This window comes from Novosphingobium sp. AAP93, assembly GCF_001296055.1.
In the GTDB taxonomy this organism is placed as follows: domain Bacteria; phylum Pseudomonadota; class Alphaproteobacteria; order Sphingomonadales; family Sphingomonadaceae; genus Novosphingobium.
In genome coordinates, this window is record NZ_LJHZ01000103.1 from 1 (window position 1) to 24,077 (window position 24,077).

A 24,077-nucleotide genomic window follows, 5' to 3' on the forward strand; every position below is an offset into this window, starting at 1 on the left:
CGAGCGAAGTCGAGACACCTGACGCCACGCTTGGTGTCTCGACTTCGCTCGACACGAACGGCTGTGGCGGCTTGCCGAAAACATCACTGCGCCTCCGCCAATTTGCGCAGGATCAGCGGGATATCCTCCTGCCGGATATCGCCGATATGCTGGTAACGGATGATCCCCTTGCCATCGATCACGAAGGTCTCGGGCACGCCGGAGGAGCCGATGGCGAGCTGGACCTGACTCAGGTCATCCTTGCCGATGCGCTTGAAGGGATTGCCGTATTGCTTGAGGAAGCCGGCGACATCCTCCTTGCGGTCGCGGATCGCGACACCGTCGATCTCCACGCCCTGCTGCGCCAGCGCGGCAAGCTGGGGGGCTTCGACCTTGCAGGGGAAGCACCAGCTGGCAAAGACGTTGAGGAGGCGCGGCTTGCCGCCTTCCTTGAACTGCGCGGTGGCAAGGCCGGGGCGGTCGTCCGATGCGGGCGGCAGATCGAACGCGGGGAGCGGCTTGCCGATGAAGGCGCTGGAAACCTCGCGATCCGCCGGCCAGTAGAGCCCGACCACGACGAGCGCGAGGAAGCCGACGAAGAGACCGAGCGGGAGCCAGACGGCGAGGCCGGGGCCCTTCTTCGGTGCGGGATCGCTCATCGGCCCTGCCTTTCGCGGCGGTAGGCGATCTTGTCGATCGCCACGAGCCGCTTCACATCGCGCGCGACGCGGCCGAGCAGCGCCAGCAAGCCGCCCAGCGCGACGAGTGCGCCGCCATACCAGATCATCGGCACGAAGGGCTTCCACCAGAAACGCATCTGCCAACGGCCGTCATCGCCCTCTTCGCCGAGTACGGCATAGAGCTGGCCGTTCCAGCGGGTCAGCAGCGCGCTTTCGGTGCGGTTGCCGGGCGGGTTGGCGAAAGTGCGCGCCTGCGGGTGGAGCACGGTCGGCTCGCCGCCGGCATAGCTGGCCGAGACAGTAGCCTCGAGTGCGGTCCAGTTGGGGCCGGCGACGGGGCCGATATCCTGCAGCGCGACCTTGAACGGGCCGACCTGTTGGCTGTCGCCGGGGTTCATCGCGGCGAGGCGCTCGGTAGAGAACGCACCTTCGCTCGCCATGCCGAAGAGGGCGACAGCAATACCGAGGTGGCCGATGACCATGCCGTAGATCGGGAGCGGCGTGCGGCGCAGGTTGCGGCCGACGAGCGGTTGGACCGAGGCGACAGCAAGGCCCGGCGCCAACGCGAGACCAAGCGCAGGGAGCAGGTTGGGCGCGAAGAGCAGTTCAACCGCAAGCAGTGCCACGGCCGAGACCAGCGCCGGGACCGCGACCTGCCACGTGATCCGTCCGCCCTTGTCCTCCCGCCAGCGCAGGACCGGGCCGACGGCCATGACCATCATCATGGGAATCGCAAAAACGGCTGAGACCGGGTTGAAATAGGGCGGGCCGACCGAGACCTTGACGCCCATCGCTTCGGTGAGGAGCGGGTAAAGCGTGCCGACGAGCACAATGCCCAGAATGCCGCAGAGCATCACGTTGTTGAACACGAGGCTCGATTCGCGGCTGAGCACGGCAAACCGCGCGCCTTCCGTGACCGTGCTGGCGCGCAGACCGAACAGGAGCAGCGCGCCGCCGATGTAGATGGCGAGCAGCGCGAGGATAAACGAGCCTCGCGTCGGATCGACTGCGAAGGCGTGGACCGAGGTCAGGATGCCGGAGCGGACAAGGAACGTGCCGACCATCGACATCGAGAAGGCGACTACGCCGAGCATGACCGTCCACGTGCGCAGCGCATTGCGCGCGGCGAGCACGCTGCAGGAATGCAGAAGTGCTGTGGCAGCGAGCCAGGGCATCAGCGAAGCGTTCTCGACCGGGTCCCAGAACCACCAGCCGCCCCAGCCGAGCGTGTAATAGGCCCAGTACGAGCCTGCAGTGATGCCGAGGGTGAGGAATATCCAAGCGCCGAGCACCCAAGGCCGCATCGCGCGGGCAAAGGCGGGGCCGACATCGCGGGTGACCAGCGCGCCGACCGCGAAGCTGAACGCGATCGAAAGGCCGACGTAGCCCACGTAGAGCGTGGGCGGATGGAAGGCGAGGCCAATGTCCTGCAGCAGCGGGTTGAGCCCTGCCCCTTCCGGTGCCGCCTCCGGCAGGCGTTCGAACGGATTCGAGGCGAGCAGAAGGAAGGCGTAGAAGCCTAGGCTGACAAAGGCTTGCCCGGCCAGCGTCGCGATCAGCGTGTTTTCGGGCAGGCGCTTTTCGATGAGCGCGACGAAGCCGCCGGCAAGGCTCATGATCGTCACCCACATCAGCATCGAGCCTTCGTGGTTGCCCCAGGTGCCCGCGAGCTTGAAGATGAAGGGCTTGGCCGAATGGCTGTTTTCCGCGACCAGCTTGACCGAGAGATCGGTACTCAGGAACAGCCAGATCAGCGCGGCGAAAGCGCAAGCGACGAGCACGCCTTGCAGGATCGCAACAGGGCGCACAACGCCAGCGAGGTGCGCGGTAGCGGGCCGCAGCGACAGCGCGCCCGCGACAAGCTGGAGCACGGCCAGCGCCGCCGCCATCCACAGGACCGCAAGACCAAGTTCGGCGATCATTTCGTCTCCGCGATCACGGCCTTGGCCTCAGCCGACGTCATGTTCTTCATCTCGCGGGGCACATACTTCTCGTCATGCTTGGCGAGCAGATTATCGGCGACGAACGTGGTGCCTTCCATGCGGCCTTCGGCAACCACACCCGAGCCTTCGACGAAGAGATCGGGAGTGATGCCGGAGAAGCGCACAGGGACGCGCGCCTTGTCGTCCTTGACGATGAAGTTGATCGTTACGCCGTCCGCCTGCGTCTTGATCGAGCCCTTCTCGACCATGCCGCCAAGGCGCACCGCACGGCCTGCTTCGGGCGGCTTGGCCACGAGTTCGCTCGGCAGGTAGAAATAGGCGGCCTGCTTGCTCAGCGCATAGGCGGCAAGCAGCCCAGCGCCGATCAGCGCGACAAGCGCGAGGACGATCAGCACGAGGCGCTGGTGTTTGGGCTTTATCATCGTGTTCATTTGCCGCGTGCCTTATCGCGCCGCGCTTCGGAGCGCCGCATGGCCCATAGGGTCCAGCCCACAAGGACAAGCGTGCCGATCACGCCGATGGCGAGCGCCGCCACCACGAACTGCCACTGGTCGAGTCTTTCGTGCATCTGCAGCCGCTTACGCCATCGCCTTGCGGCGCAGGCGCGCCTCGGTCTGGATATCGGCGAGCAGCATGCGCATGCGCGCCAGCACGAGGCCGCCGAAAATGAGCGTGAAGCCGAGCGCCGCGAGCAGCAGCGGATAAAGGAACGCCGCGTCGATCGAGGACTTGCCCGCGGTGATCGAGGGCGGCTGATGCAGGCTGTTCCACCACACCACCGAGCGGTTGATGATCGGGATATTGACCGCGCCGACAAGGCCGAAGATCGCGGTGACGCGGCTGGCGCCCTCCCCCGCCGCGGCATCACGCTGCGCAGCGCCGGCGAGCGCGATATAGCCGAAATAGAGGAACAGCAGGATAAGGAAGCTCGTCAACCGGCCATCCCATACCCACCAGGTGCCCCACGTCGGGCGCGCCCAGATCGAGCCGGTGGCGAGGCAGATCGCGGTGAACGCCGCCCCCGGCACGGCAGCCGCGCGGGCAGCGATGCCAGCAAGCGGGTGGCGCCAGACCAGTTCGACAAGGCTTGCGATTGCAATCGTCGACCAGCCGGCCATGCCGAGCCACGCGGAAGGCACGTGGATGAAGAGGATACGAACCGTCTGGCCCATGAGCCGATCGGGTGGAACCATGAACAAGCCCCACGCAACAGCGCCGAACGCGAGGATCAGCCCCGGAACCAGCATCAGCGGCATCAGCCAGCGCGCCATGCGCAGGAAACGGGCAGGATTGGCAAGGCCGTGCATGGGTTGACAGGTACGTCCGTAAGGCTGGCAGGACAGTTGAACCTGCCCGCCGCAGGTCTACCTCTGCCACCTGCCCGCATAGGGAGCAAGGGGTTAGCGCGCCTGAACCAAGGTGCAGGCGTGATGAAGTGTGTCAGGATGGAGGAAAATGGGGCGATCGATGGGGTTCGAACCCACGACCTCCGGTACCACAAACCGGCGCTCTAACCAACTGAGCTACGATCGCCACGCAACACGGGCTGCGCCGAAACAGCAACACCGCGGAGGCGCGCTTTTGCAGAACGCGCGCGAAATGGGAAGCGGAATCTTGAGGTGCGCGCCATCCTCGTCCTCGCATGCCGTACCCGGCCAACCAACACCAGATTCGCGGTGACTGCGATTGACTTGTTGGAATTCATTTGATCCTTCTGCAGGCTTTCCGAGTGAATATCTGCCGTTGAACTCGCATCCAACTCTTGCGCTGTGCAATAAACAGATTTTCAGTTGTTCAAAAACTCGGAGAAATCTGAAGAAAACTTGCGAATCTACACCCCCCTGAATCCTACATTTTCCGGAGAGACATGCATGATTGCACTTGCCCAACTCCAGGAACTCTACCCACGCGCCCGAACCGGCTATCTGCCGGTCTTTGCTGCGACCGCGCACGACCTGTTCGAGGAATTCGGAATTGCGCAGACCGCGAACCGCCTGCATTTCTTCCTCGCCCAGATCGGCCACGAATCCGGCGGACTTTCGAGTGTCGAAGAAGGTCTGAGTTATGGCGCCGAGCGCATAATGCAGGTCTGGCCGTCGCGCTTTCCGACGCTGGCCAGCGCGCAGGCCTTTGCCCGTAGTCCCGAAAAGCTCGGCAACTTCGTCTACGCCAACCGCCTCGGCAATGGCGCGCCTGCAACGGGCGACGGCTTCCGCTACCGCGGGCGCGGCTACATCCAGATCACCGGCAAGGACAGCTACAAGCAAGTGGGCGCTCGCGCCGGGCTCGACCTAGTGGCGAAGCCGGAGAGCGCGGCGGCGCCTGACGAGGCGCTGCGGGTGGCCTGCGCGTTCTGGCGGTGGAAGGACCTCAATGCTCTGTGCGACACTGGCGACTTCACCAAAATGACGAAGCGGATCAACGGCGGCACGGTCGGCCTTCCCGACCGTCTGGCATGGCTGGAGAAAGTACGGCGCGTCCTTGCCGAACCGCCTGCCACACAGCCCGATGCCGAGACCGTGCGGGCCGTTCAGCGTGCGCTGCAGATGCGAGGCTTCACCAGCATTGGCGCAGCAGACGGATTGCTGGGCCCGCGAACGGCTGCTGCGATCAGGCAGTTCCGCCTGAACAACGGCCTGGGGGACGGCCTGCTCGATGCCACGCTGCTCACGATCCTCGGTCTCTGAAGCGGCCCGATAGCCGAAAAGAGAAACCCCGGCGGAGGCCATCCGCCGGGGTTTCCTGTTTTCAGCCTCTATGTGAAGATCAGAACTTCGCGCCAACCGAGACGGTCACCGTCGCCGGGGCCGCCCAGCCCTGGAAGAACACAGTAGGCAGCGACTGCGTACGGTAGGCAACGTCGGTCAGGTTCTTGCCCGCGACGCGCAGGAAGTAGCCCTTGTAGTTGAGCGTGGCCGATGCATCGAGCAGGCCGTAGCCGGGCTGGATGTCGTTGAGCGTGCCGAAGGTTCCGAGCGAGAAGCTCGCAAGCCACGAGTAGCCGGCGGTCAGCGAGATCTTCGCATCATCCGAGAGATCGCGAACGTAGCTGCCTCGAACGGTATAGCTCGTCTTCGGCACGCGCTGGAGCAGGACGCCGGTGAAATCGGCGGTGGTGCCGGGTGCGCCGGCCTGCGCCCCGGCGCCGATCGACGAGGTCTGACCGTTGACCTTGCCGTTCTTCACGTTGGCATCCTGGATGCCCAGCGTGCCGGAGAGCGAGAGGCCTTTGAGCGGATCGCTGAGCTTGCCCGCGTCGAGATCGAGTTCGAACTCGAGACCCTTGATCTGAACCTTCGGGAAGCTCACCACATACGTGTTGGTTCCGGGGCCATAGTTCGGCGTCACGACCACCTGAGACTGCTGGAAATCCTTGATATCGTTGATGAAGCCCGCCGCGTTGAAAGTGATCGCGCGGTTCAGGAAGCGGGTCTTGAAGCCGGCTTCATAGGTCGTGTTGGTTTCGGGAAGGAACGAGAGGAAGTTGTTGTTCGGGCAGCCACCGACCGTGCCGCAGTTGGTCTGGCTGGCCTGCTGTTCCGAAAGTGTGCCGCGGATCGAGAAGCCGCCCGACCGGAAGCCTTCCGAGCGGTTGACGTAGAGCAGCACGTCGGGCGCCGCCTGCCACTGGATGTTGAAGCGGGTGATCAGCCTCTGCCAGCTGCGGCGATCATTGATCCGGGGGACGAGCGGGATCGTGCCGAGCAGGATGTATTCGGTATTGAACCGCTTGGCCTCGAAGATGTTGCGCACGCCGCCCGAGATCTTGAGCGTGGGCGTAGGATTGAGATCGATGTTGCCGAAGAACGACCAGCTATGATCCTTTTCGGCCGAGAACTGGTCGATCGCGCCGTTGGTGTTCTGGTGCAGCGTGATCTTGTGATTATAGTAGTAGGCACCGGCGATGTAATCCACGAGCCCATCAGCGGCCTTGCCCTGCAGGCGGACTTCCTGCGTGAACTGCTTGTAAGTCTGGTCGCGATTGGTGAGCAGAACACTGCCGGTAGCCGCGAGCAGCGGGTTGCCGACGCTGGTGCAGCCGGGCGCGCCCCGGCAAGTGCCGTCGAAGTCCTGGTTCACCGTATCGCCTGACGACATGTAGGAGGTCTGCGAGACCAGCTCGCCGATCGGGGTCTTGGCCTTGAGCGTGAGGCTGGCCATGTTGGTGTTCAGGCGGTCGCGGTCGGCACCGAGATTGTTGCCGATCTCACGCGGCTTGAGGCCGTCGGGGCTGCCGGTTTCGGGATTGTACCTGGGCCAGACGGCAGCCGGGTTGCCCCCGGACAGGATCGCGGCGGACAGCTTGTTGCCGAACTGGACTGGGGTGCCGCCACCTTCCTGGTGGATGTGGTCGAGGCTGAGGTCCGCGTTCAACCACGAGGCGAGGTCGTAGTTGATCTTGAGGTTGAAGGCGCGGTATTCCGAGCCGCCCGCGCGCCTGTTGGTGAAGACGTTGTTGAGAATGCCGTCGATGCGGCGATACTGGCCGGAGAAGGCAATGCCACCCTTATCACCGAGCGGCGCATTGAGCACGCCGCGGCCGTAGAACTCATTGAACGAGCCGTAGCCCAATTCAAAGCTGGCCCCGAGCTTGCGCGTGGGCGCGCAGCGCGTGAGGTTGATGAGGCCGGCGGTGGTGTTCTTGCCGTAGAAGATTCCCTGCGGACCGCGGTCGACTTCAACCGAGCAGACGTTGAACATGTCGAGCAACTGGCCGGTGTTGTTGCCGAAGAACACGCCGTCCTGGATCACGCCGACCGGCGGGCTCTGGGTCTTCTCGACGTCGGCATAGCCCTGGCCGCGGATGAAGATGGCGCTCTGTCCCGGGGCGGCAGTGCCGCTGCCGATGAACACGTTGGGCGCAGTTCCCTGGATATCGAGGAGCGAACGCGGGGCAAGCAGCGCGATGTCTTCCGCGGTGATCGCGGTCAGCGCGACGCCGACTTTCTGCTTGTCGGCCGCCTGACGCGTGGCGGTGACGATGATGACATCCTTGCTTGATGCTTCTGCCGAAGTGCCTCCTTCCGCGGCGGCATCGGCGGCTTCCGCCGCATAGGCGGGCATGGCCAGGGAAACCGCGATCGCCGCAACCGACGACCAGCCAAGAACGCGCGTGTACCGCATGCCATTCTCCTCTCATCCAATGGACGGCCGGGGCCTGCGCATTTTCCTGCGCGCAGTGCTGGTTCCCGGCTTCGGATCGAAAGGTTGGGCAGTGCCCCTTGGTGCAGCAACCGACAAAAATGAGAGGACTGCGCCGAATTACCGGCGCCTGTGTTTTCGAGTTACAGTACCGATGGTTAGTCGCGATCTCGGTGTGTCAGACTATTGCTCGCCTACCGACGGCGCGTCGTCGATCGCGGTGCGCAGGACAGGGAGCGCGGCGAGCACAGTCTGGAGGTCTTCAGGCGCGAGCCGATCACGGAAGCGCGCCTCGTGCTCGGCAATCCGGCGCCAGGCATCTGCTGCGAGATCGGCGCCCTTTTCGGTGACGCGCAGGGCAAGGCTGCGGCCATCGACGCGAGTGCGGGCAACGAGATCGCGCTCGATCAGGCGGGCGATGATCGGCACCATGTTGGCGCGCTTGATCGCGATCGCCTCGCCCACTTCGCTCTGCGAGCAATCCGGGTTCTCGGCGATGACAAGAAGCGTGGTCACTTCGGCCGGCCGCATGTCGAAATCGGACAGGGTGCGCACAAAATCGGCCATGAGCACAGCGGTCGCGCGGCGCATCTGGTAGCCGAGCAGGTTGTCGAAGGCACTGGTCAGAACAGCCATGCGCGCTCTTTCATCCCGCCGTGCGGCGATGGCAAGGGGCGGACCGAGCGCATTTCACGAAAAAAGGGCGACCGAGGCCGCCCTTCTTCCAACTTTCCAGTCCGATCCGGCGCTCACTTCTTGAGCGTAAGACCGCCAAAGCGCTTGTTGAACTGCGCGACGCGACCGCCCTGATCGAGCTGGCGGGTGCCGCCGGTCCAGGCCGGGTGCGAAAGCGGATCGATTTCGAGCGCCATGGTGTCGCCTTCCTTGCCCCAGGTCGAGCGGGTCTCGAACACGGTGCCGTCGGTCATCTGCACCTTGATCATGTGGTAGTCGGGGTGGGTATTGGCCTTCATGGGTCTCGCTCCACTAAGCGAAGCCGGTTCCGACCGGCCTCTGGGGAATCTAGGAAAGGCGCGCCCCTATACGGTTCGCGACCAAAACGCAACCGATCAGCTGTCCGCAATCATCGCGGTGAAGCTGACTTCGGTCGCGATCTTGTCCCCCAGTATCGCCTTGCCGGCGAACTTGCAGACGCGAGCGCGCTTCTGGGTGAATGCAACATGGAGGTCGAGCAGGCAGCCCGGCTCCACCGGGGTGCGGAACTTGGCTTCCTCGATCGCCATAAAATAGACGAGCTTGCCGGTGCCGGCGAGGCCGAGCGTCTCCACCGCGAGCACGCCGGCGGCCTGCGCCAGCGCTTCAATCTGGAGGACACCCGGCATAATCGGCCGGCCGGGGAAGTGGCCCTGAAAGAACTGCTCGTTCATCGAAACGGCCTTGATCGCGTGGATGCGTTCACCCACCACTAGCTCGGCTACCCGGTCGACGAGCAGAAGGGGATAGCGGTGCGGCAGCGCCGCCATCACCTTCACGATGTCGAGCTGAAGCGGCGTTGCCGCCGCTCCTTCCGTCGTCTCGCTCATTCCGTCAGCTCTCAGCGGCCTTCGGGCGCCTTGCCCGCCGGCGCGGCGGCGGCCGGAGCGGCAGCGGCCTGCTGGGCAGCCTGCTGCGCTTCGGCCTCACGCTGTGCGCGCGGCTTCCAGCCGGCGGGCGGGACCTGCTGGGCGCTGGGGATCAGCGTGTTGAGTTCGGCCAGGATGTCCTGATTGAGGTTGTAGGCAGCATCGGCCTTCAGCACGCTCTGCGAATCGAGCACGAGCGTGACCTTGCGCTTGGTCATCGCCGCTTGCGTGGCGGCGGTGAGCTTGTCGCTGATCTGCTCGATGATGAACTGCTGAGCCAGGTTGAGCGGTTCGGCCATCTGCTGGATCTCGCGCTCGGCCGACTGCTCGATCTGCTGGATCTGGGCCGCCTGGGTGCGGAGCGCAGCCTGGTCGGGCTTGGCGGCCTTCTGGTCCGCCTCGAACTTCTCGTAGAGCGGCTTGAGCTGCGCGGCGATCTGGTTGCGGCGGGTGTTCACCGCGTCGATCGTCGCTTTGTAGGTGGTGGGCAGCTGGGCCATCGCGGTCTTGTAGGCTGCCGAAGCGCCCACAACGGCCTGCGCGTTGGCATAGGCGATGCCGGGCGCGACAATGCCGCCGGGCGTGCTGGCGGCCGGAGCTGCCGCAGCCTGGGCCATGGCATGGGGCGCCGCGCCGAGCGCGAGAGCGGCAACGAGGCCTGCGAGAATACGGTTTTGCATCAGAACTGTGTTCCTACGTTGAAGTTGACTGCCTGAGTGTCGTCGCCATCGACCTTGCTGAGGACTTTGGCGATGTCGATACGGAAGGGGCCGAACGGCGAGTTCCAGTTGACCCCGAAGCCGATCGAAATGCGTGGCTTGGGACTGTTACCAACAAATGTCTCGTCGAACTTCTGGGCCACATTGTTCGCCTTGCCCGCAGAATCCGAGGCGGACGTGGTGAGGCGGCCGGTGATATTGTCCTGATAGAGCAGGGTCGTGCCAGACACGGCCGGACGCGCGACGCTGAACACCGCACCCGCGTCGACGAAGATCGAGGGCCTCAGGCCCAGTTCGCGCGCACCCGAGCCCAGCGGAATCTCGAGCTCTGCGTGGCCGAGATAGTAGTACTTGCCGCCGAGCGCGTCATCGACCCACTGGTTGCGGTCCGGACTGGTCACGCCGCCGCTGCCGTCTCTGGGATCGAACCCGCTGTAAAACCGGCGCAGCACGCGCGGACCGACGCCGCGAATGTCGAAGCCGCGCATCTGCGGCTGGCCGAGAAAGAAGCGGTCGGTCAGGCGCACATCGTCGATCGTGGGGTCGTTGGTACGGTTGCTGAGCGCCTTGATCGCGCCGCCTTCGCCGCGCAGCGAAAACACGAAGCCCTTGCCCAGCGCAAAGTACTTCGCAGCATTGGCGTTGATACGGGCATAGCGCACCGAACCGCCGAGGCCGGCTACGTCGACGCCGAGCACGACCTGCGAGCCGCTCGTCGGGCGCAGGCGATTGTCGAGCGTATCGTAGACCACGCTGGCGCCGATGATCGAGCTTGTGCGCTTGCCGATCGCATCGCACAGATAGCGGCCCGCGAGGAAGATCGAGCACTGCAAGTTGCCGTTGGCATCGGGCAGGTAATAGGTATCGCGGTCGAGCGTCACGTTCTCGAGGTTAAGCGTGTAGCGCCCGATCAGCGACATGTATTCGGTCAGCGGCAGGCCGGCACGGACCTGGAAGCCGGTCGTGGCGTTCCGGTAGGTGGTGTTGCGGTTGCTGTTGAAGAAGTTGAAGCTGTTGAAATCGCGGCGATAGATGTCAACACCGAGCGAGACGTTGCGATCGAACAGGTAGGGCTCGGTAAAGCTGAGCTGGACGCTGCGCGAGAAGCGCGAGATATCGCCCGAGAGGCCGATCGTCTGGCCACGGCCGCGGAAGTTGTTCTGCTGGATCGAAGCCTGGAAGATAAAGCTTTCAAGGCTCGAGAAACCGGCCGAAAGCTGCAGCTGCCCGGTGGGCTTCTCCTCGACATTGGCTTCGAGGATGATGCGATCCTGCGCCGAACCGGGCTTCTGCTCGACCTCGAACTTCTCCTGGAAATAGCCGAGCGACTTGATGCGGTTCGACGAGCGCTTGATCTGAAACGAGTTGAACGCATCGCCCTCGGCCGCGCGGAACTCGCGGCGGATGACCTTGTCCTGCGTCAGCGTGTTGCCGTTGACATCGACCCGCTCGACATAGACGCGCGGCGCTTCCGCGATGCGGAAGGTGATCGACATCGTCAGGTCGTCCTTGTTGCGGTTGAAGTCCGGCCGGACGTCCGCGAAGGCATAGCCAAAACTGCCCGCCGTCTCGGTCAGGCTGTCGACGGTGTCCTCGACCTGCTTGGCATTGTACCACTGGCCCGCCTTGAGTGGCAGGCGCTTGGCCAGCGCGTCACCGTCGAAGTCGCGCAGCTGGCTGTCTACCTTCACGTCGCCGAAGTGGTAGCGCTGCCCTTCCTCGACCACGTAGGTGATGATGAAATCGCGCTTGTCCGGCGTGAGTTCGGCCACGGCGGAAACGACGCGGAAATCGGCATAACCGTTGGTCAGGTAGAACTGGCGCAGCTTCTGCTGATCGAACGCGAGGCGATCGGGATCGTAGCTGGTGCCGCTGGAGAAGACGCGGAACACGCGCGCCTGCTTGGTCACCATCTCGCCGCGCAGCTGGCTGGCGGAGAACTTCTCGTTGCCGATGATGTTGATCTGGCGAACGCGCGACTTGGGGCCTTCGTTGATCTCGAACACGATATCGACGCGGTTCTGATCGAGCATGACCATCTTGGGCTCGATCGAGGCGGCGAAGCGACCCTGGCGCTTGTAGAGTTCGATGATGCGGGCGACATCCGCGCGCACCTTGGAACGGGTAAAGATCTGGCGCGCCGAGAGCTTGATTTCGGGCAGGATCTTGTCCTCTTTCAGGCGCTTGTTGCCTTCGAGGATGATGCGGTTGACGACCGGGTTTTCCTTGACCTCGATCACCACGTCACCGGCATTGTCGCGCACCTGCACGTCGGCGAAGAGTTCGGTGGCGTAGAGGTCCTTGAGGACCTGGTCCGCCGCGGCCTGGGTGTAGCGATCACCTTCCTTGAGACGGATGTACGAGCGGATCGTATCGGCTTCGAGCCGCTGGGCGCCCGAAATGGTGATCGAGCGGACGAGTTCGACCGGAGCCGGTGCAGGTGCTGGAGCAAGCGCCGCTGCTGGCACGGCCGGAGCCGGGGCCGGAGCAGCCTGCTGCGCGCTGGCAGCCACGGGCATGCCGGCGAGGCAGGTCGTTGCCGCAAGCGCCGCCAGCGTGCCGGCCAGGTTAGCCTGACCAGTCATACGCCGCGCGGTCCGGGGCAAGTTGCAAGCATTCATCACCAAGCGCCATCCCGTTTCTTCGTGCAGCGCAGCGGCACCCGCCGCTCCGCCTGCGCACCGTAGCGCGCGACGGCAACAGTCCGTCACGCCCCGCGATGCCGCCTCCTGCCCGATGCAAGCCCGCCAATCAAGCAAGCACACCGCAGCAGACCGTAATTGCCCCGCATTTTGTGGAAAATCCGGCTCCCCCTGACGTCAGGCGCTCAAGGCCGGACGCAGCCGTTCGCAAGTCCTACTCCCTAGCCTCCGAAAACGCGCAACGAAGCGACATCGTTGAAGGTCACGAACAGCATCAATGCCACGACCAGCGCAAGACCGGTGCGGAAGGCCCATTCCTGCCCGCGCTGGCTGACCGGCCTGCGGCTGACCGCCTCGATCGCGTAGAACGCGAGGTGCCCGCCATCGAGCACCGGAATTGGCAAGAGATTGATGAACCCGAGGTTAATCGAGATCAGGGCGATGAACCAGACGTAGTTCGCCCAGCCCGAGACCAGCTGTTCGCCCGAATACTTGGCGATCTTGATTGGCCCGCCGAGTTCCTTGATCTCGCGCTTGCCGGTGATGATCTGGCCGATGCCGGTGATCATCATGCCCATGATGTCGCGCGTCTGGATGACCGCGTCGCCCACGGCTTCGACAGGTCCGACGCGGACGCGCTGCGCCGAAGCGGGGCCGATGCCGAGGTAGCCGATCTTCTGGGTGTTGCCGAACTTGTCGGACACTTCCTTGAAGGCGGCGATGGCGGGCAAGGTCAGGCGCCGCCCGTCGCGCTCGATGACGAGATCGAGTGGCTCGCCGGGATGCTGCGCGACGGCGAGGCGGATCTGGAGGAAACTGTCGATGGGTGAGCCCTGCAGCGAAACGACACGGTCGCCCAGCTGGACACCGGCCTTGGCGGCGGCGGAGCCTTCCTGCACCATGCCGACGACCGGCGGGATGACGACCTTGCCATAGGCCATGGTGAAGCCGGAAAGGATTGCGACGGCTAGCAGCAGATTCGTCAGCGGCCCTGCGAGCACGATCAGCGCGCGCTGCCAGATCGGCTTGGCCTGGAAGGTGCGTTCGCGCTCTTCAGCGGGGAGCGAGAGCCATTCGGCGCTCGGCGTGCTCGCCGGGTTCATGTCGCCCGCGAACTGGACGTAGCCGCCGAGCGGCAGCGCGGAAAGCCGCCAGCGCGTGCCGCGCTTGTCGGTCCAGCCGGCGATCTCCTTGCCGAAACCGATCGAAAAGCTGTCCGCCTTCACGCCGAACAGGCGGCCGACGAGGTAATGGCCCAGTTCATGGATGAACACGAGCGGCCCAAGCACCAGCACGAAAGCCAGCAGGGTCAGCAGGATTCCCGGACTTTGCACGGCAGCGTTCAGGACACGGTCTCCATCGTCTCGGCGGCGCGGATGCGGGTTTCCCGGTCCACCGCGATCACCTCTTCGAGGGTCACCGGAGGCCGGGGCACGCCGCGTGCCAGCACGTCCTCCGCACATCGCACGATACGGGTGAACGCGATCTGACCAGCGAGGAAGGCGGCGACCGCGATCTCGTTCGCCGCGTTGAGCACGGCAGGGGCCGCACCGCCCGCGATCACCGCTTCGCGCGCAACGCGTGTGGCAGGGAAGCGCTCTTCATCGGGCTTGAAGAAGGTCAGGCTGCCGATGGCGGCGAGATCGAGCGGGACGCAGGGCGTTTCCATCCGCGCAGGCCATGCGAGCGCCGAGGCGATCGGCACGCGCATGTCGGAAGGGCCAAGCTGCGCCAGGGTTGAGCCATCGCGGTACTCGACCATCGAGTGGACGATCGACTGCGGGTGGATGATAATGCGCAGGCGCTCCACGCCGACCGGGAACAAGTGGAAGGCTTCGATGAACTCGAGGCCCTTGTTCATCATCGTAGCCGAATCGACGCTGATCTTGGCGCCCATCGACCACGTGGGGTGCTTGACCGCTTCGGCGGGCGTGGCGCGGTGGATGCGCTCCATGTCCCACTCGCGGAATGGACCGCCGCTCGCCGTCAGCGTGATCGCCTTGACATGGGCGGGATCGTTGCCGGCAAGGCACTGGAAGATCGCGTTGTGCTCGCTGTCGACCGGCAGCAGCGTGGCGCCGGTGCGCTTGACCGCCGCGGTCATCACTTCGCCCGCCGAAACGAGCGCTTCCTTGTTGGCGAGCGCGACGGCCTTGCCGCATTCGATGGCGGCCATGGTGGGCGCGAGGCCCGCACAGCCGACAATCGCCGCCATGGTGATATCGGCACCGCGCGCGGCGGCTTCGACGACAGCGGGGGCGCCGCCTGCGGCTTCGATGCCGCTTCCGGCAAGAGCGTCACGCAGGGCCGGAAGGCAGCTTTCATCGGCGACAACGGCCACTTCAGCGCCAAATTCTTTCGCCAGCGCGGCGAGCTCGACCGCCTGACAATTCGCGGTGAGCGCGATCACGCGGAACATGTCGCGGTTGCGCCGCACCAGATCAAGCGTGGACGCACCGACCGAACCCGTGGCGCCCAGAATGGTAATCGTGCGCGTCATGCGCCTCCTGCTCCCCCTGCTGCTGCCCCAGAGGCAGCCCACGCTGTTCCTGCTATGATGGCGACCGGCAGCAGTCCGTCAACCCGATCGAACAAACCGCCATGCCCCGGAATGAGCCGGCCGCTGTCCTTCACCCCGGCCCGCCGCTTGAGCCAGCTCTCGTAGAAATCACCCGCCTGCGCGGCGACGGCAAGCCCTGCCCCCGCCAGCGCGGCCATGCCGAGCCGTGTGGTGCGAAACGCTTCGGCAAGACTTGGGCCGGTGGGGCTCATCGCCGAAAGCACATAGGCGGCAAACAGGATGTAGAGCGTGGCCCAGAGCGCCGCTGCCGCCATGCCACCCGCGAGGCCGGCCCAGGTCTTCGACGGGCTGATGCTCGGCGCGATCTTGGGCCCGCCGATGGCGCGTCCGGCGAAATAGGCGCCGGTATCGGTACAGATGACAAGGCCGAGCACCGCGATGAGCAGGACCATCGGCATCACGATCAGCGCGAAGGCCGCCCAGCCGATATAGAGCCCGCCGGTGATCACTGCCGTCACCATCCGCGCCGGATCGGGCGCGATCCTGGCGGCAAGCGCGGCATATTCGGCAAAGACGCCGAAGCCGACGAGCGCGATGAAACCCTTGAGGACGAGGCCGCCCTGCCACAGCGCGAAACCGGCGATGCCGAGCATGACCGCCGCCGAGGCCACGCGCACCGGCAGATCGCTGCGCTTGGGCGGCGCGGCGGGTGTGGCTACGGGCTCAGCGCCCTCCATAGCGGCGCTCGCGGGTGGCGTAGTGGTCCAGCGCCTCACGCAGGTGGCCCGGGGTGAAATCGGGCCAGAGCACGTCGGTGAACCACATTTCGGCATAGGCCGCCTGCCACAGCAGGAAGTTCGAGAGACGCACTTCGCCCGAGGTGCGGATGATGAGATCGAGCGGCGGCAAGTCCGAGGTGTAGAGTTCGGCCTCGATGGCAGATACGGTCACTTCGCCCTTGGTCGCTGCAGCCGCCGCAGCCCGGGCGATCTCCTGCTGCGAGCCGTAGTTGAGCGCGATCGCCAGCGTGGTGCTGCGGCCATGTGCGGTGCGGGCCAGCGCATCCTCGATCATCTCGACAATATCGGGCGGCAGGACCTTGTAATCGCCGATGATCTTCAGGCGCACGTCGTTGGCGGCGAACTCGTCGATATCGCTGCGGATGAAGGCGCGCAGCAGACCCATGAGGTCCGCGATCTCGTCTTCGGGCCGCTTCCAGTTCTCGGACGAGAAGGCATAAAGCGTCAGCGCTTCAAGCCCCATGTGGCGCGCTGCGCGGACGACTTCGCGCACGGTGTCGACCCCGCGCTTGTGGCCGACGGCGCGCGGCAGGAAGCGCTTCTTCGCCCAGCGCCCGTTGCCATCCATGATAATCGCGACATGGCGCGCAGGACCGGTGTAGCCGCCGCCCATCTGGCCGGCGACCGCTTCGCTTCCCTGAGGCGCCGCAGCCGAGCTCACTTGCCGAGGATTTCCTTTTCCTTGGCCGCGCTGACTTCGTCCGCCGCCTTGATCTGCTCGTCGGTCAGCTTCTGCAGCTCGGTTTCGAAACGCTTGCGTTCGTCTTCCGAGATTTCCTTCTTGTTCTCGTCGGCCTTGAGCGCGTCCATGCCGTCGCGGCGGACGTTGCGGATGGCGATCTTGGCCTTCTCCGAATACTGCGAGGCGAGCTTGGCGAGCTCCTTGCGGCGATCCTCGGTGAGATCGGGGATCGGCAGGCGCAGCGTGTTGCCATCGTTGATCGGGTTGAGCCCGAGCCCTGCCGAACGGATCGCCTTCTCGACCGGGCCGATGTTCGACTTGTCCCACACCTGCACGGTCAGCATGCGCGGCTCGGGCGCGGAGATCGTCGCGACCTGGTTGAGCGGGGTGTTCGCACCGTAGACGACGACCATGATCGGATCGAGCAGCGCGGCATTGGCGCGGCCGGTGCGCAGACCGGAAAGATCGCTGCGCAGCGATTCCACCGCGCCCTTCATGCGGCGTTCGAGATCGGCCTTGTCATACTTGGCCATGGGCAAGCCTTCCTTTTAAGCGCTGATTTTCTGAACGATGGTCTGGGTGCCCTGTCCTGCCAGAACGCGGGCAAGATTGCCGCGTTCCCGGATCGAGAACACCACGATGGGGATGGCATTGTCGCGGCAAAGTGCCACGGCGGAAGCGTCCATCACCTTGAGATTGTCTGCCAGCACCGTGTCGAAATCGACCGTATCATAGCGCTTGGCGTTCGCGTTCTTCTTCGGATCGTCATCATAGACGCCGTCGACGCTGGTGCCCTTGAGCAAGGCGTCGCACTTCATCTCGGCAGCGCGCAGCGCAGCACCGGAATCGGTGGTGAAATAGGGGGCGCCGACACCAGCGGCGAATATCACCACGCGGCCCTTTTCGAGGTGTCGTTCGGCGCGGCGGCGGATCACCGGCTCGCAGACCTCGTCCATCTGGATCGCGGACTGGACGCGGGTCGGCACGCCGATCTTCTCGAGCGCGCTCTGCATCGCCAGCGCGTTCATGATCGTCGCGAGCATGCCCATGTAATCGGCCTGTGCACGGTCCATCCCCTTGGCCGCACCGGCCATGCCGCGGAAGATGTTGCCGCCGCCGATGACAAGGCACAGCTCCAGCCCGGTTTCCTTGGCTGCCTTCAGTTCCTCGGCCATCTGCGCGACGAAGTCGGTGTCGATGCCGAAGGGCTGGCTCCCCATCAGCACTTCGCCCGAAAGCTTGAGAAGTACGCGCTTGAGGGGGGGAAGGCTCATCGTCCGGGCAAACTCGTATAGAGGGGAGCGCGGCCCTTATACGCGCGAGTTGGCGCGTGCCAAGGGCAAGGGACACAGGTTTGTGCGCCAATGCACAGCGGCGCCCCCCGCCAGAACGGGAAGCGCCGCGTATTGTGCAATGTTTACTTGATGCCGGCTGCCGCAGCGACTTCCGCCGCGAAGTCGGTGGCTTCCTTTTCGATGCCTTCGCCGAGCTGGAAGCGGACATAGTCGGTCAGCGTGATCTTGGCGCCGGCAGCCTTGCCGGCGGCCTCGACGACCTGCGCGATGGGGGTCTTGTTGTCCATCACGAAGAGCTGCGAAAGCAGAGCGTTGTCCTTGGCATACTTGGCCACCGCGCCATCGACCATCTTGGCCTGGACTTCGGCGGGCTTGCCGGTTTCCGCCGCCTTCTCCGCCGCGATCTTGCGTTCGCGCGCGATCGTTTCGGGATCGAGGTCCTCGGCCTTGAGCGCCAGCGGGAAGGCCGCGGCGATGTGCATCGCGATCTGCTTGCCGAGCGGCTCGAGCACATCGGCACCGGCTTCCGATTCCAGCGCGACGAGCACGCCGATCTTGCCGAGAGCCGGAGCAGCAGCGTTGTGCATGTAGGGCACGATGAGGCCCGACGAGACCGCGACGGTCTTCATGCGGCGAACCTGCTGGTTCTCGCCGATCGTCGCGACGTTGTTGGTCAGCTTGTCGGCAACGGTGCCACCGTCGGGGTAGGCAGCGGCCTTGAGCGCCTCGACGTCGTCAGCGGAAAGGCCGAGCGCGACTTCGGTGGTCTTGCGCACGAAATCCTGGAACTGCTCGTTCTTGGCAACGAAGTCGGTTTCCGAGTTGACTTCGACGGCCACGCCGCGGGTGCCCGACACGGCAACACCGACGAGGCCTTCAGCGGCCGTGCGGCTCGACTTCTTGGCAACGGCGGCAAGGCCCTTGGCGCGCAGCGCGTCGACCGCGGCTTCGAAATCGCCACCGGTCTCGTCCAGAGCCTTCTTGCAATCCATCATGCCGGCGCCAGTGCGCTCGCGCAGGTTCTTCACGTCAGCGGCGGTATAGGCCATTGCGGTGATCCTTCTTGTCTCGTGGATATGGGTTAGGCCGCAGCCCGGTCATAGCTACCTGGCGCGGCCCGTAAGGGGTGTCCGGGTCAGTTCGGTGACGGCCCCTTGACGGAGAACGCCACCGAACTGGACAGGATCAGGCTTCTGCTGCCTCGACGGCAACTTCTTCCGGAAGCGGCTCGTCCATCGCGCCGAGGTCCGCGCCCGAAGCGATCGCGGCATCGCGGCCACCGCGGGTGGCGGCAGCGGCAATCGCTTCGCAGTAGAGGCGGATGGCGCGGCTGGCGTCGTCGTTCGCGGGAACCGGGAACGCGATGCCATCGGGCGAGACGTTCGAATCGAGGATCGCGACGACCGGAATGCCGAGCACATTGGCTTCCTTGATCGCCAACTCTTCCTTGTTGGCGTCGATCACGAACATCACGTCGGGAATGCCGCCCATGTCGCGGATGCCGCCGAGCGAGAGCTCGAACTTGTCACGCTCGCGGGTAAGCTGGAGCACTTCCTTCTTGGTGAGGCCGGTGGTGTCGCCCGAAAGCTGCTCTTCCAGCGCCTTGAAGCGCTTGATCGAGCCCGAGATCGTCTTCCAGTTGGTGAGCATGCCGCCCAGCCAGCGGTGGTTGACATAGTGCTGACCCGACGCGCGCGCGGCCTGGGCGATCGGCTCCTGCGCCTGGCGCTTGGTGCCGACGAACAGGACCTTGCCGCCGCCCTGAACGGTGGCCGACACAAATTCGAGCGCGCGGGCGAACAGCGGCACGGTCTGCGAGAGGTCGAGGATGTGGATACCGTTGCGGGCGCCGAAGATATACGGCTTCATCCGCGGGTTCCAGCGGTGGGTCTGGTGGCCGAAGTGGGCGCCGGCCTCGATCAATTGCTGCATGGTGACGACAGGAGCCGCCATAAGTCATTCCTTTCCGGTTGGGCCTCTGGAACGCAGGAACCGCTTGTCGGGAAAGACCCCAGCGCGGCACCGGTATGTGCGCATTCCATGTGGATTGCTGCAGCGCTCCGCAGGCACCATGCCCGAATCATGCTGTAGCGAGAGGGCCGTTAGCGCCGGAAGAGCCGGGCGTCTACACAGAACTGCCGGAAAAGTCGGGCTGAAGCAGGACGCCGAGCGTCAATTCGCCCTGACAGTGTCAAATAAGTAGTGAATCATAGTTGTCAAAATGATTGGACATGCCCATAAGGTCAGTTGACGGGCAAAACCGCCAGTCGCGAACCCCCGAGGCCCTCCGGTCCACCAGGCACTTCGCGGCTTATCTGGCTTGAAGCTTCAGCAAGCGGATCTTGCAAAGCGCCTACCGGCACTAAGCCGGAACTGCCACTATCGAAACTTTTTGCTGCGATTCCGCAGTCTTGTTCAATTGCACGCCATTACTGTGATTGGCCGCAACACCCAGGCGGCCATGCCGGCCGCACACCCAGGCGGCCCAAGGCGGTCGCGCCCCGACCAGGCGCCCTCCCAGACCGCCACTGCGGTCCCCGCGCCCCCCGCGCGCGGGGACCGCGATCCGGCGGAATGCGTGTAACCGCAGGTTTCTCCTACACGAATGACAGTCAGCGCTCGGTTTGCCGAAGCGCCCATCGCAACCCGGAATGTTGAAAATTTCACAGACCCGTACCGAATCGACTTGACGGGACGGAACAAAAAGAGAACACTGTTCTCATCGAAGGGAAGAGTTGGAACTTCCGATTCCCTCCCTACCTTATCCACAGGGTATCCACCGCCTGTCAAGCGGTTCACCCACGTTCGAAAGGCAGCGTTTCCATGTCGATGGTCTCCCTCCTCGCTTCGCTTGTGATGGTTGGCGCTGGCTGCGTGGCGTTTGCGGCAATCGCTGTCACCGTGCGGGCGCAGCTGCCCGCCGTCCGCAAGCTGCTGGCGGAGTCGCGCGCGCTCGCGGCGGACAGGGAATTCCTCGTGGAGATCACCACCACCTCGATGCCGGCGCCGCCGCGCATGCCGGTGCGGACACGCCGCGCACCGGTGCGGCTCGTCAAGTCTGCTCAGGCTTCGACGGAGTCATGCTGGCGCGCTGCTGCCTGATTCGGCGATAGCGCCAGAGCCCGGCCGGCATGAGCACGAGATAAAGGGCACAGATTGCCACCAGCGTGAGCCAGGGCTCGGTAAGCAGCGCCACGGTGAGCATGCCAGCCAGCGCTATGACTTCGAGGCGGATCGCCCGCCGCGGTCGCAGCGCGCCCCAGCCGAGGGTCGGCAGGTTCGAGATCATCAGGAATGCGATGAGCAGCGCCCACGGGCCGACGACGATCGGCTGGCGGAATTGATCGAGACCGCTGGCAAACCACAGATAGAGCGGCAGGAACGCCAACCCTGCCCCGACCGGCGCAGGTACACCGGTCATGAACCCCGCCGACTTGTGCGGCTGCCCCGGCAGATCGATCGAGGCATTGAACCGCGCGAGCCGCAAGGCGCAGCACACCGCAAGTGCCAGCGCGGCAAACCAGCCGAAGCGTGGCACCGCACTCAGCGACCAGAGATAAAGGATCAGCGCCGGACCGACCCCGAAGGCGATGGCATCAGACAGGCTGTCAAGCTCGGCCCCGAAGCGGGACTGCGCCTTCATCAGCCGCGCCACGCGGCCATCGATGCCATCGAGCACGCCCGCGAGCATGACCGCCAGCACCGCCGCATGAAAATCGCCGCCGATCGCAAAGCGGATGCCGGTGAGCCCGCTGCACAGCGCCGCCGAAGTGATCGCGTTGGGCACGAGCGCGCGCAAGGTCAGCCCGCGCGGCAGGCGGCGACGCCCGAAATCCTCGCTGGAATAGACTTCCCTTGCCGCCGCGCGCTTGCCGGGCGCAGGCGTATCGCTCACTGCCGCACGCCTTCGATCAGCGGCGTCTGGCCGAGCACCGCAAGCACCGTTTCTCCGGCAACAATGCGCTGCCCGATCAGGACACGCGGCTCGGTACCGGCGGGGAGGTACACATCGACCCGGCTGCCGAACCGGATCAGGCCAACGCGCTGCCCGCCAGCCACGATGTCACCCGCCTTCACGAACGGCACGATGCGCCGTGCAACCAGACCAGCGATCTGGGTGAACCCCACGCGCACGCCGTCGCCGCGCTCGACCACGAAGTGCTGGCGCTCGTTCTCCTCGCTCGCCTTGTCGAGATCCGCATTCAGGAATTTGCCTGGGATGTAGACGACCCGGCGGATCGTGCCGCCGATGGGCGTGCGGTTCACATGGACGTCGAACACCGACATGAAGATCGAAATGCGCGTCACCGGCACATCGGCCAAGGCCGGTTGGCCGCTCCCATCTTCCGCCGTCATTTCGCGCGGAGGGTTCACCGTGCAGATCAGCGTGACGAGGCCATCGGCAGGCGCGACAATCATGCTGTCGTCGCGCGGCGTGACCCGCTCGGGATCGCGGAAGAAGGCGAGTACGCCCAGCGTCAGCACCGCGAGGGGCCAGCCGAGCAGCGAGCCGCCGAGAAACGCGCCTACGAGGCAGGCCGCAGCTGCAATCGCGCCGAACTTGCGGCCCTCCGGATGAATGGCGGGCCAGGTGAACCCGGCCGTACCGCGCCCACGATTGTCTAGAATGTCTCCTGCCATTCCGCTCCTCTAGGCCCCGCCGCGCGTGGCGACAAGCACAGAGCGACTGGAGCCGCCGCACCGCCGTGGCTTGCACCCCGACTCCCTGGCCAGTGTACCGCAACGCAAACCGATGCCGCGCGGGACCTGCGGAATTTACTCTGTGAACGCCAGTTTCGTAACCACTTCGGACCAAAATCAAATTTATTTTCAAGGGTATCCGGACCTGTGCCCTGCAGGCGGAGCGGTAACGCTCTTCCGCTCCCCTGGTTCGAAACCAAAAATTTACCACTAAAATTCAGGAACTTGCGCAGTCGCCTGAAGCGATCACCTAACCAAAGTCGGTTAACATCCGGGCGAAGGAAATAGGCCTCCTATCCGCCCGCGGCGCAGCTTCGAGCCATTCTGTCCTTACCCGATGTTAACCACGCTCGGTGGAAAGGCCCACGTATGAATACGTACCTCACCCACCTGAGCCGGGCCGCGGGCATCGCCGGATGTTCGCTTCTCGCCCTTTCCCTCACCGCTCCGCTTGCGGGCACTGCGCATGCCACCGGGGTGCTTGCGGGCACGCTGATCGAGAACACCGCGACGGCGACCTATCAGACGGGATCGACCACCGGATCGGTCACCTCGAACAAGGTCACGGTCAAGGTCGACGAGTTGCTCGACGTCGCTGTGGCGACCTTGAGCACGGCGCCTGCCACCGCCACCAGCGAGCCGGCAGTGCTGATCTATTCGGTCACCAACAGCGGCAATGGCCCGGAAGCCTTCAATCTCACCGCCGATCCCAAGATTTCCGGCAATGGTTTCGATGGCACGATCAAGTCGGTCGTGCTCGATAGCAACGGCAACGGCATCTATGATCCCGGCGTCGATACCGTCCTCACCGCAGGCGCGCTGGCGACGCCGGTGCTCGGTCCCGACAAGAGCACCAAGGTTTTCCTCCTCGTCGACTTCCCGGCGGGCGCCACCGATGCGCAGACCAGCCAGGTCCGCCTCACCGCGACGGCGCAGACCGGCAACGGCACGCCCGGCACCAGCTTTGCCGGCAAGGGCGAAGGCGGCGGCGATGCCGTCGTCGGCCTGACCACCGCCGCGGCCAATTCGCTTGCCGCACTGATCGCCAGCCTCGCCAATATTTCGCTCACCAAGTCGGCATCGATCCTCGATCCGTTCGGCACCGCCAAGCCCGTACCGGGCGCGGTCGTCACCTATTCGCTGGCCGCCAAGGTCACCGGCAGCGGCTCACTCGACGGGCTGCACGTGGTCGACACCATCCCGAACGGGACGACCTATGTGCCCGGATCGCTCAAGCTTGATGCCGCTGCCCTCACCGATGGCGCCGATGGCGATGCCGGCGTGGGTGGTGCCAGCGGGATCGACGTGACGCTCGGCAAGATTGCCGGCGGCACCACCAAGACCGTCGTTTTCTCCGTCAAAATCAATTGATCAATCAGGGATACCAGCC

General features: G+C 64.8%; 24 protein-coding genes and 1 tRNA gene. 3 read left to right on the forward strand and 22 right to left on the reverse strand.

Annotated features, from left to right (window positions below):
• Nucleotides 1–83: 83 nt before the first annotated feature.
• From IP83_RS15745 to IP83_RS15765, 6 genes are all read right to left on the reverse strand, one after another.
• A complete protein-coding gene (locus IP83_RS15745; RefSeq protein ID WP_054123183.1) occupies nucleotides 84–638 on the reverse strand; it encodes a DsbE family thiol:disulfide interchange protein in 555 nt (184 codons plus the stop codon).
• Nucleotides 635–2,581, reverse strand: coding sequence for a heme lyase CcmF/NrfE family subunit (locus IP83_RS15750; RefSeq protein WP_054123184.1), 1,947 nt, complete (start codon nucleotides 2,579–2,581; stop codon nucleotides 635–637). Before IP83_RS15750 ends, IP83_RS15745 begins: the two co-directional genes overlap by 4 nt.
• Nucleotides 2,578–3,033: a cytochrome c maturation protein CcmE gene (ccmE, locus tag IP83_RS15755; RefSeq protein ID WP_054123185.1), complete on the reverse strand. Its 456-nt coding sequence runs from the start codon at nucleotides 3,031–3,033 to the stop codon at nucleotides 2,578–2,580. The genes IP83_RS15750 and ccmE overlap by 4 nt, the downstream gene beginning before the upstream one ends.
• Nucleotides 3,030–3,170: a hypothetical protein gene (locus tag IP83_RS20700; protein ID WP_171955419.1), complete on the reverse strand. Its 141-nt coding sequence runs from the start codon at nucleotides 3,168–3,170 to the stop codon at nucleotides 3,030–3,032. The genes ccmE and IP83_RS20700 overlap by 4 nt, the downstream gene beginning before the upstream one ends.
• Nucleotides 3,171–3,180: 10 nt before the next feature.
• Entirely contained in the window at nucleotides 3,181–3,909 is a 729-nt protein-coding gene (gene ccmC / locus IP83_RS15760) for a heme ABC transporter permease CcmC (RefSeq protein ID WP_054123186.1), read from the reverse strand.
• A 149-nt stretch (nucleotides 3,910–4,058) separates the two neighbouring features.
• Nucleotides 4,059–4,135, reverse strand: a tRNA-His gene (locus IP83_RS15765).
• A gap of 338 nt (nucleotides 4,136–4,473) precedes the next feature.
• On the opposite strand from IP83_RS15765, the gene IP83_RS15770 reads away from it, so the two are divergent.
• Entirely contained in the window at nucleotides 4,474–5,289 is an 816-nt protein-coding gene (locus IP83_RS15770) for a peptidoglycan-binding protein (RefSeq protein WP_054123187.1), read from the forward strand.
• A gap of 79 nt (nucleotides 5,290–5,368) precedes the next feature.
• On the opposite strand, the gene IP83_RS15775 is transcribed toward IP83_RS15770, so the two are convergent.
• The 14 genes from IP83_RS15775 to rpsB all read right to left on the reverse strand — a co-directional run bounded on the left by IP83_RS15775 (nucleotide 5,369) and on the right by rpsB (nucleotide 19,939).
• Nucleotides 5,369–7,726, reverse strand: a complete 2,358-nt coding sequence (locus IP83_RS15775; RefSeq protein WP_054123188.1) for a TonB-dependent receptor — start codon at nucleotides 7,724–7,726, stop codon at nucleotides 5,369–5,371.
• A gap of 201 nt (nucleotides 7,727–7,927) precedes the next feature.
• A complete protein-coding gene (locus tag IP83_RS15780; RefSeq protein ID WP_054123189.1) occupies nucleotides 7,928–8,380 on the reverse strand; it encodes a MarR family winged helix-turn-helix transcriptional regulator in 453 nt (150 codons plus the stop codon).
• Nucleotides 8,381–8,493: 113 nt separating this feature from the next.
• Nucleotides 8,494–8,718 carry a 50S ribosomal protein L31 gene (rpmE, locus tag IP83_RS15785; protein WP_054123190.1) on the reverse strand — a complete coding sequence of 75 codons (225 nt, stop codon included), beginning with the start codon at nucleotides 8,716–8,718 and terminating at the stop codon, nucleotides 8,494–8,496.
• 96 nt (nucleotides 8,719–8,814) lie between these two features.
• Complete coding sequence (gene fabZ / locus IP83_RS15790) at nucleotides 8,815–9,288, reverse strand: 3-hydroxyacyl-ACP dehydratase FabZ (RefSeq protein WP_054123191.1); 474 nt, start codon at nucleotides 9,286–9,288, stop codon at nucleotides 8,815–8,817.
• 11 nt (nucleotides 9,289–9,299) lie between these two features.
• Complete coding sequence (locus IP83_RS15795; protein WP_054123192.1) at nucleotides 9,300–10,007, reverse strand: OmpH family outer membrane protein; 708 nt, start codon at nucleotides 10,005–10,007, stop codon at nucleotides 9,300–9,302.
• The gene (bamA, locus tag IP83_RS15800; protein WP_054123193.1) at nucleotides 10,007–12,631 is read right to left on the reverse strand and encodes an outer membrane protein assembly factor BamA; all 2,625 of its coding nucleotides are present in this window, start codon (nucleotides 12,629–12,631) and stop codon (nucleotides 10,007–10,009) included. Before bamA ends, IP83_RS15795 begins: the two co-directional genes overlap by 1 nt.
• A gap of 278 nt (nucleotides 12,632–12,909) precedes the next feature.
• Nucleotides 12,910–14,022: an RIP metalloprotease RseP gene (gene rseP / locus IP83_RS15805; protein ID WP_197274406.1), complete on the reverse strand. Its 1,113-nt coding sequence runs from the start codon at nucleotides 14,020–14,022 to the stop codon at nucleotides 12,910–12,912.
• Between the two features lie 8 nt (nucleotides 14,023–14,030).
• The gene (gene dxr / locus IP83_RS15810) at nucleotides 14,031–15,188 is read right to left on the reverse strand and encodes a 1-deoxy-D-xylulose-5-phosphate reductoisomerase (protein WP_054123194.1); all 1,158 of its coding nucleotides are present in this window, start codon (nucleotides 15,186–15,188) and stop codon (nucleotides 14,031–14,033) included.
• Entirely contained in the window at nucleotides 15,185–15,946 is a 762-nt protein-coding gene (locus IP83_RS15815; protein WP_054123195.1) for a phosphatidate cytidylyltransferase, read from the reverse strand. The genes dxr and IP83_RS15815 overlap by 4 nt, the downstream gene beginning before the upstream one ends.
• Nucleotides 15,933–16,622 (reverse strand): polyprenyl diphosphate synthase, encoded by a 690-nt coding sequence (gene uppS / locus IP83_RS15820; RefSeq protein ID WP_054123212.1) that lies wholly within the window; start codon nucleotides 16,620–16,622, stop codon nucleotides 15,933–15,935. Before uppS ends, IP83_RS15815 begins: the two co-directional genes overlap by 14 nt.
• Before the next feature lie 44 nt (nucleotides 16,623–16,666).
• Nucleotides 16,667–17,224 carry a ribosome recycling factor gene (gene frr / locus IP83_RS15825; protein WP_054123196.1) on the reverse strand — a complete coding sequence of 186 codons (558 nt, stop codon included), beginning with the start codon at nucleotides 17,222–17,224 and terminating at the stop codon, nucleotides 16,667–16,669.
• A gap of 15 nt (nucleotides 17,225–17,239) precedes the next feature.
• Nucleotides 17,240–17,965 carry a UMP kinase gene (gene pyrH, locus IP83_RS15830; RefSeq protein WP_054123197.1) on the reverse strand — a complete coding sequence of 242 codons (726 nt, stop codon included), beginning with the start codon at nucleotides 17,963–17,965 and terminating at the stop codon, nucleotides 17,240–17,242.
• A gap of 143 nt (nucleotides 17,966–18,108) precedes the next feature.
• Nucleotides 18,109–19,035 (reverse strand): translation elongation factor Ts, encoded by a 927-nt coding sequence (gene tsf / locus IP83_RS15835; protein WP_054123198.1) that lies wholly within the window; start codon nucleotides 19,033–19,035, stop codon nucleotides 18,109–18,111.
• A 136-nt stretch (nucleotides 19,036–19,171) separates the two neighbouring features.
• Nucleotides 19,172–19,939 carry a 30S ribosomal protein S2 gene (rpsB, locus tag IP83_RS15840; RefSeq protein ID WP_054123199.1) on the reverse strand — a complete coding sequence of 256 codons (768 nt, stop codon included), beginning with the start codon at nucleotides 19,937–19,939 and terminating at the stop codon, nucleotides 19,172–19,174.
• A gap of 870 nt (nucleotides 19,940–20,809) precedes the next feature.
• Between rpsB and IP83_RS15845 the strand changes: the two genes are divergently transcribed.
• Complete coding sequence (locus IP83_RS15845; protein ID WP_054123200.1) at nucleotides 20,810–21,088, forward strand: hypothetical protein; 279 nt, start codon at nucleotides 20,810–20,812, stop codon at nucleotides 21,086–21,088.
• Here the strand turns inward: IP83_RS15845 and IP83_RS15850 are convergent.
• Together IP83_RS15850 and IP83_RS15855 are read right to left on the reverse strand one after the other, a co-directional pair.
• Entirely contained in the window at nucleotides 21,039–21,881 is an 843-nt protein-coding gene (locus IP83_RS15850; protein WP_054123201.1) for a phosphatidylcholine/phosphatidylserine synthase, read from the reverse strand. The genes IP83_RS15845 and IP83_RS15850 overlap by 50 nt on opposite strands.
• Nucleotides 21,878–22,627, reverse strand: coding sequence for a phosphatidylserine decarboxylase (locus tag IP83_RS15855; RefSeq protein ID WP_054123202.1), 750 nt, complete (start codon nucleotides 22,625–22,627; stop codon nucleotides 21,878–21,880). Before IP83_RS15855 ends, IP83_RS15850 begins: the two co-directional genes overlap by 4 nt.
• Nucleotides 22,628–23,056: 429 nt before the next feature.
• Here IP83_RS15855 and IP83_RS15860 point away from each other — a divergent pair, with 429 nt between their 5' ends.
• Nucleotides 23,057–24,058: a hypothetical protein gene (locus IP83_RS15860; protein WP_082364770.1), complete on the forward strand. Its 1,002-nt coding sequence runs from the start codon at nucleotides 23,057–23,059 to the stop codon at nucleotides 24,056–24,058.
• The last annotated feature ends 19 nt before the right edge of the window (nucleotides 24,059–24,077 follow it).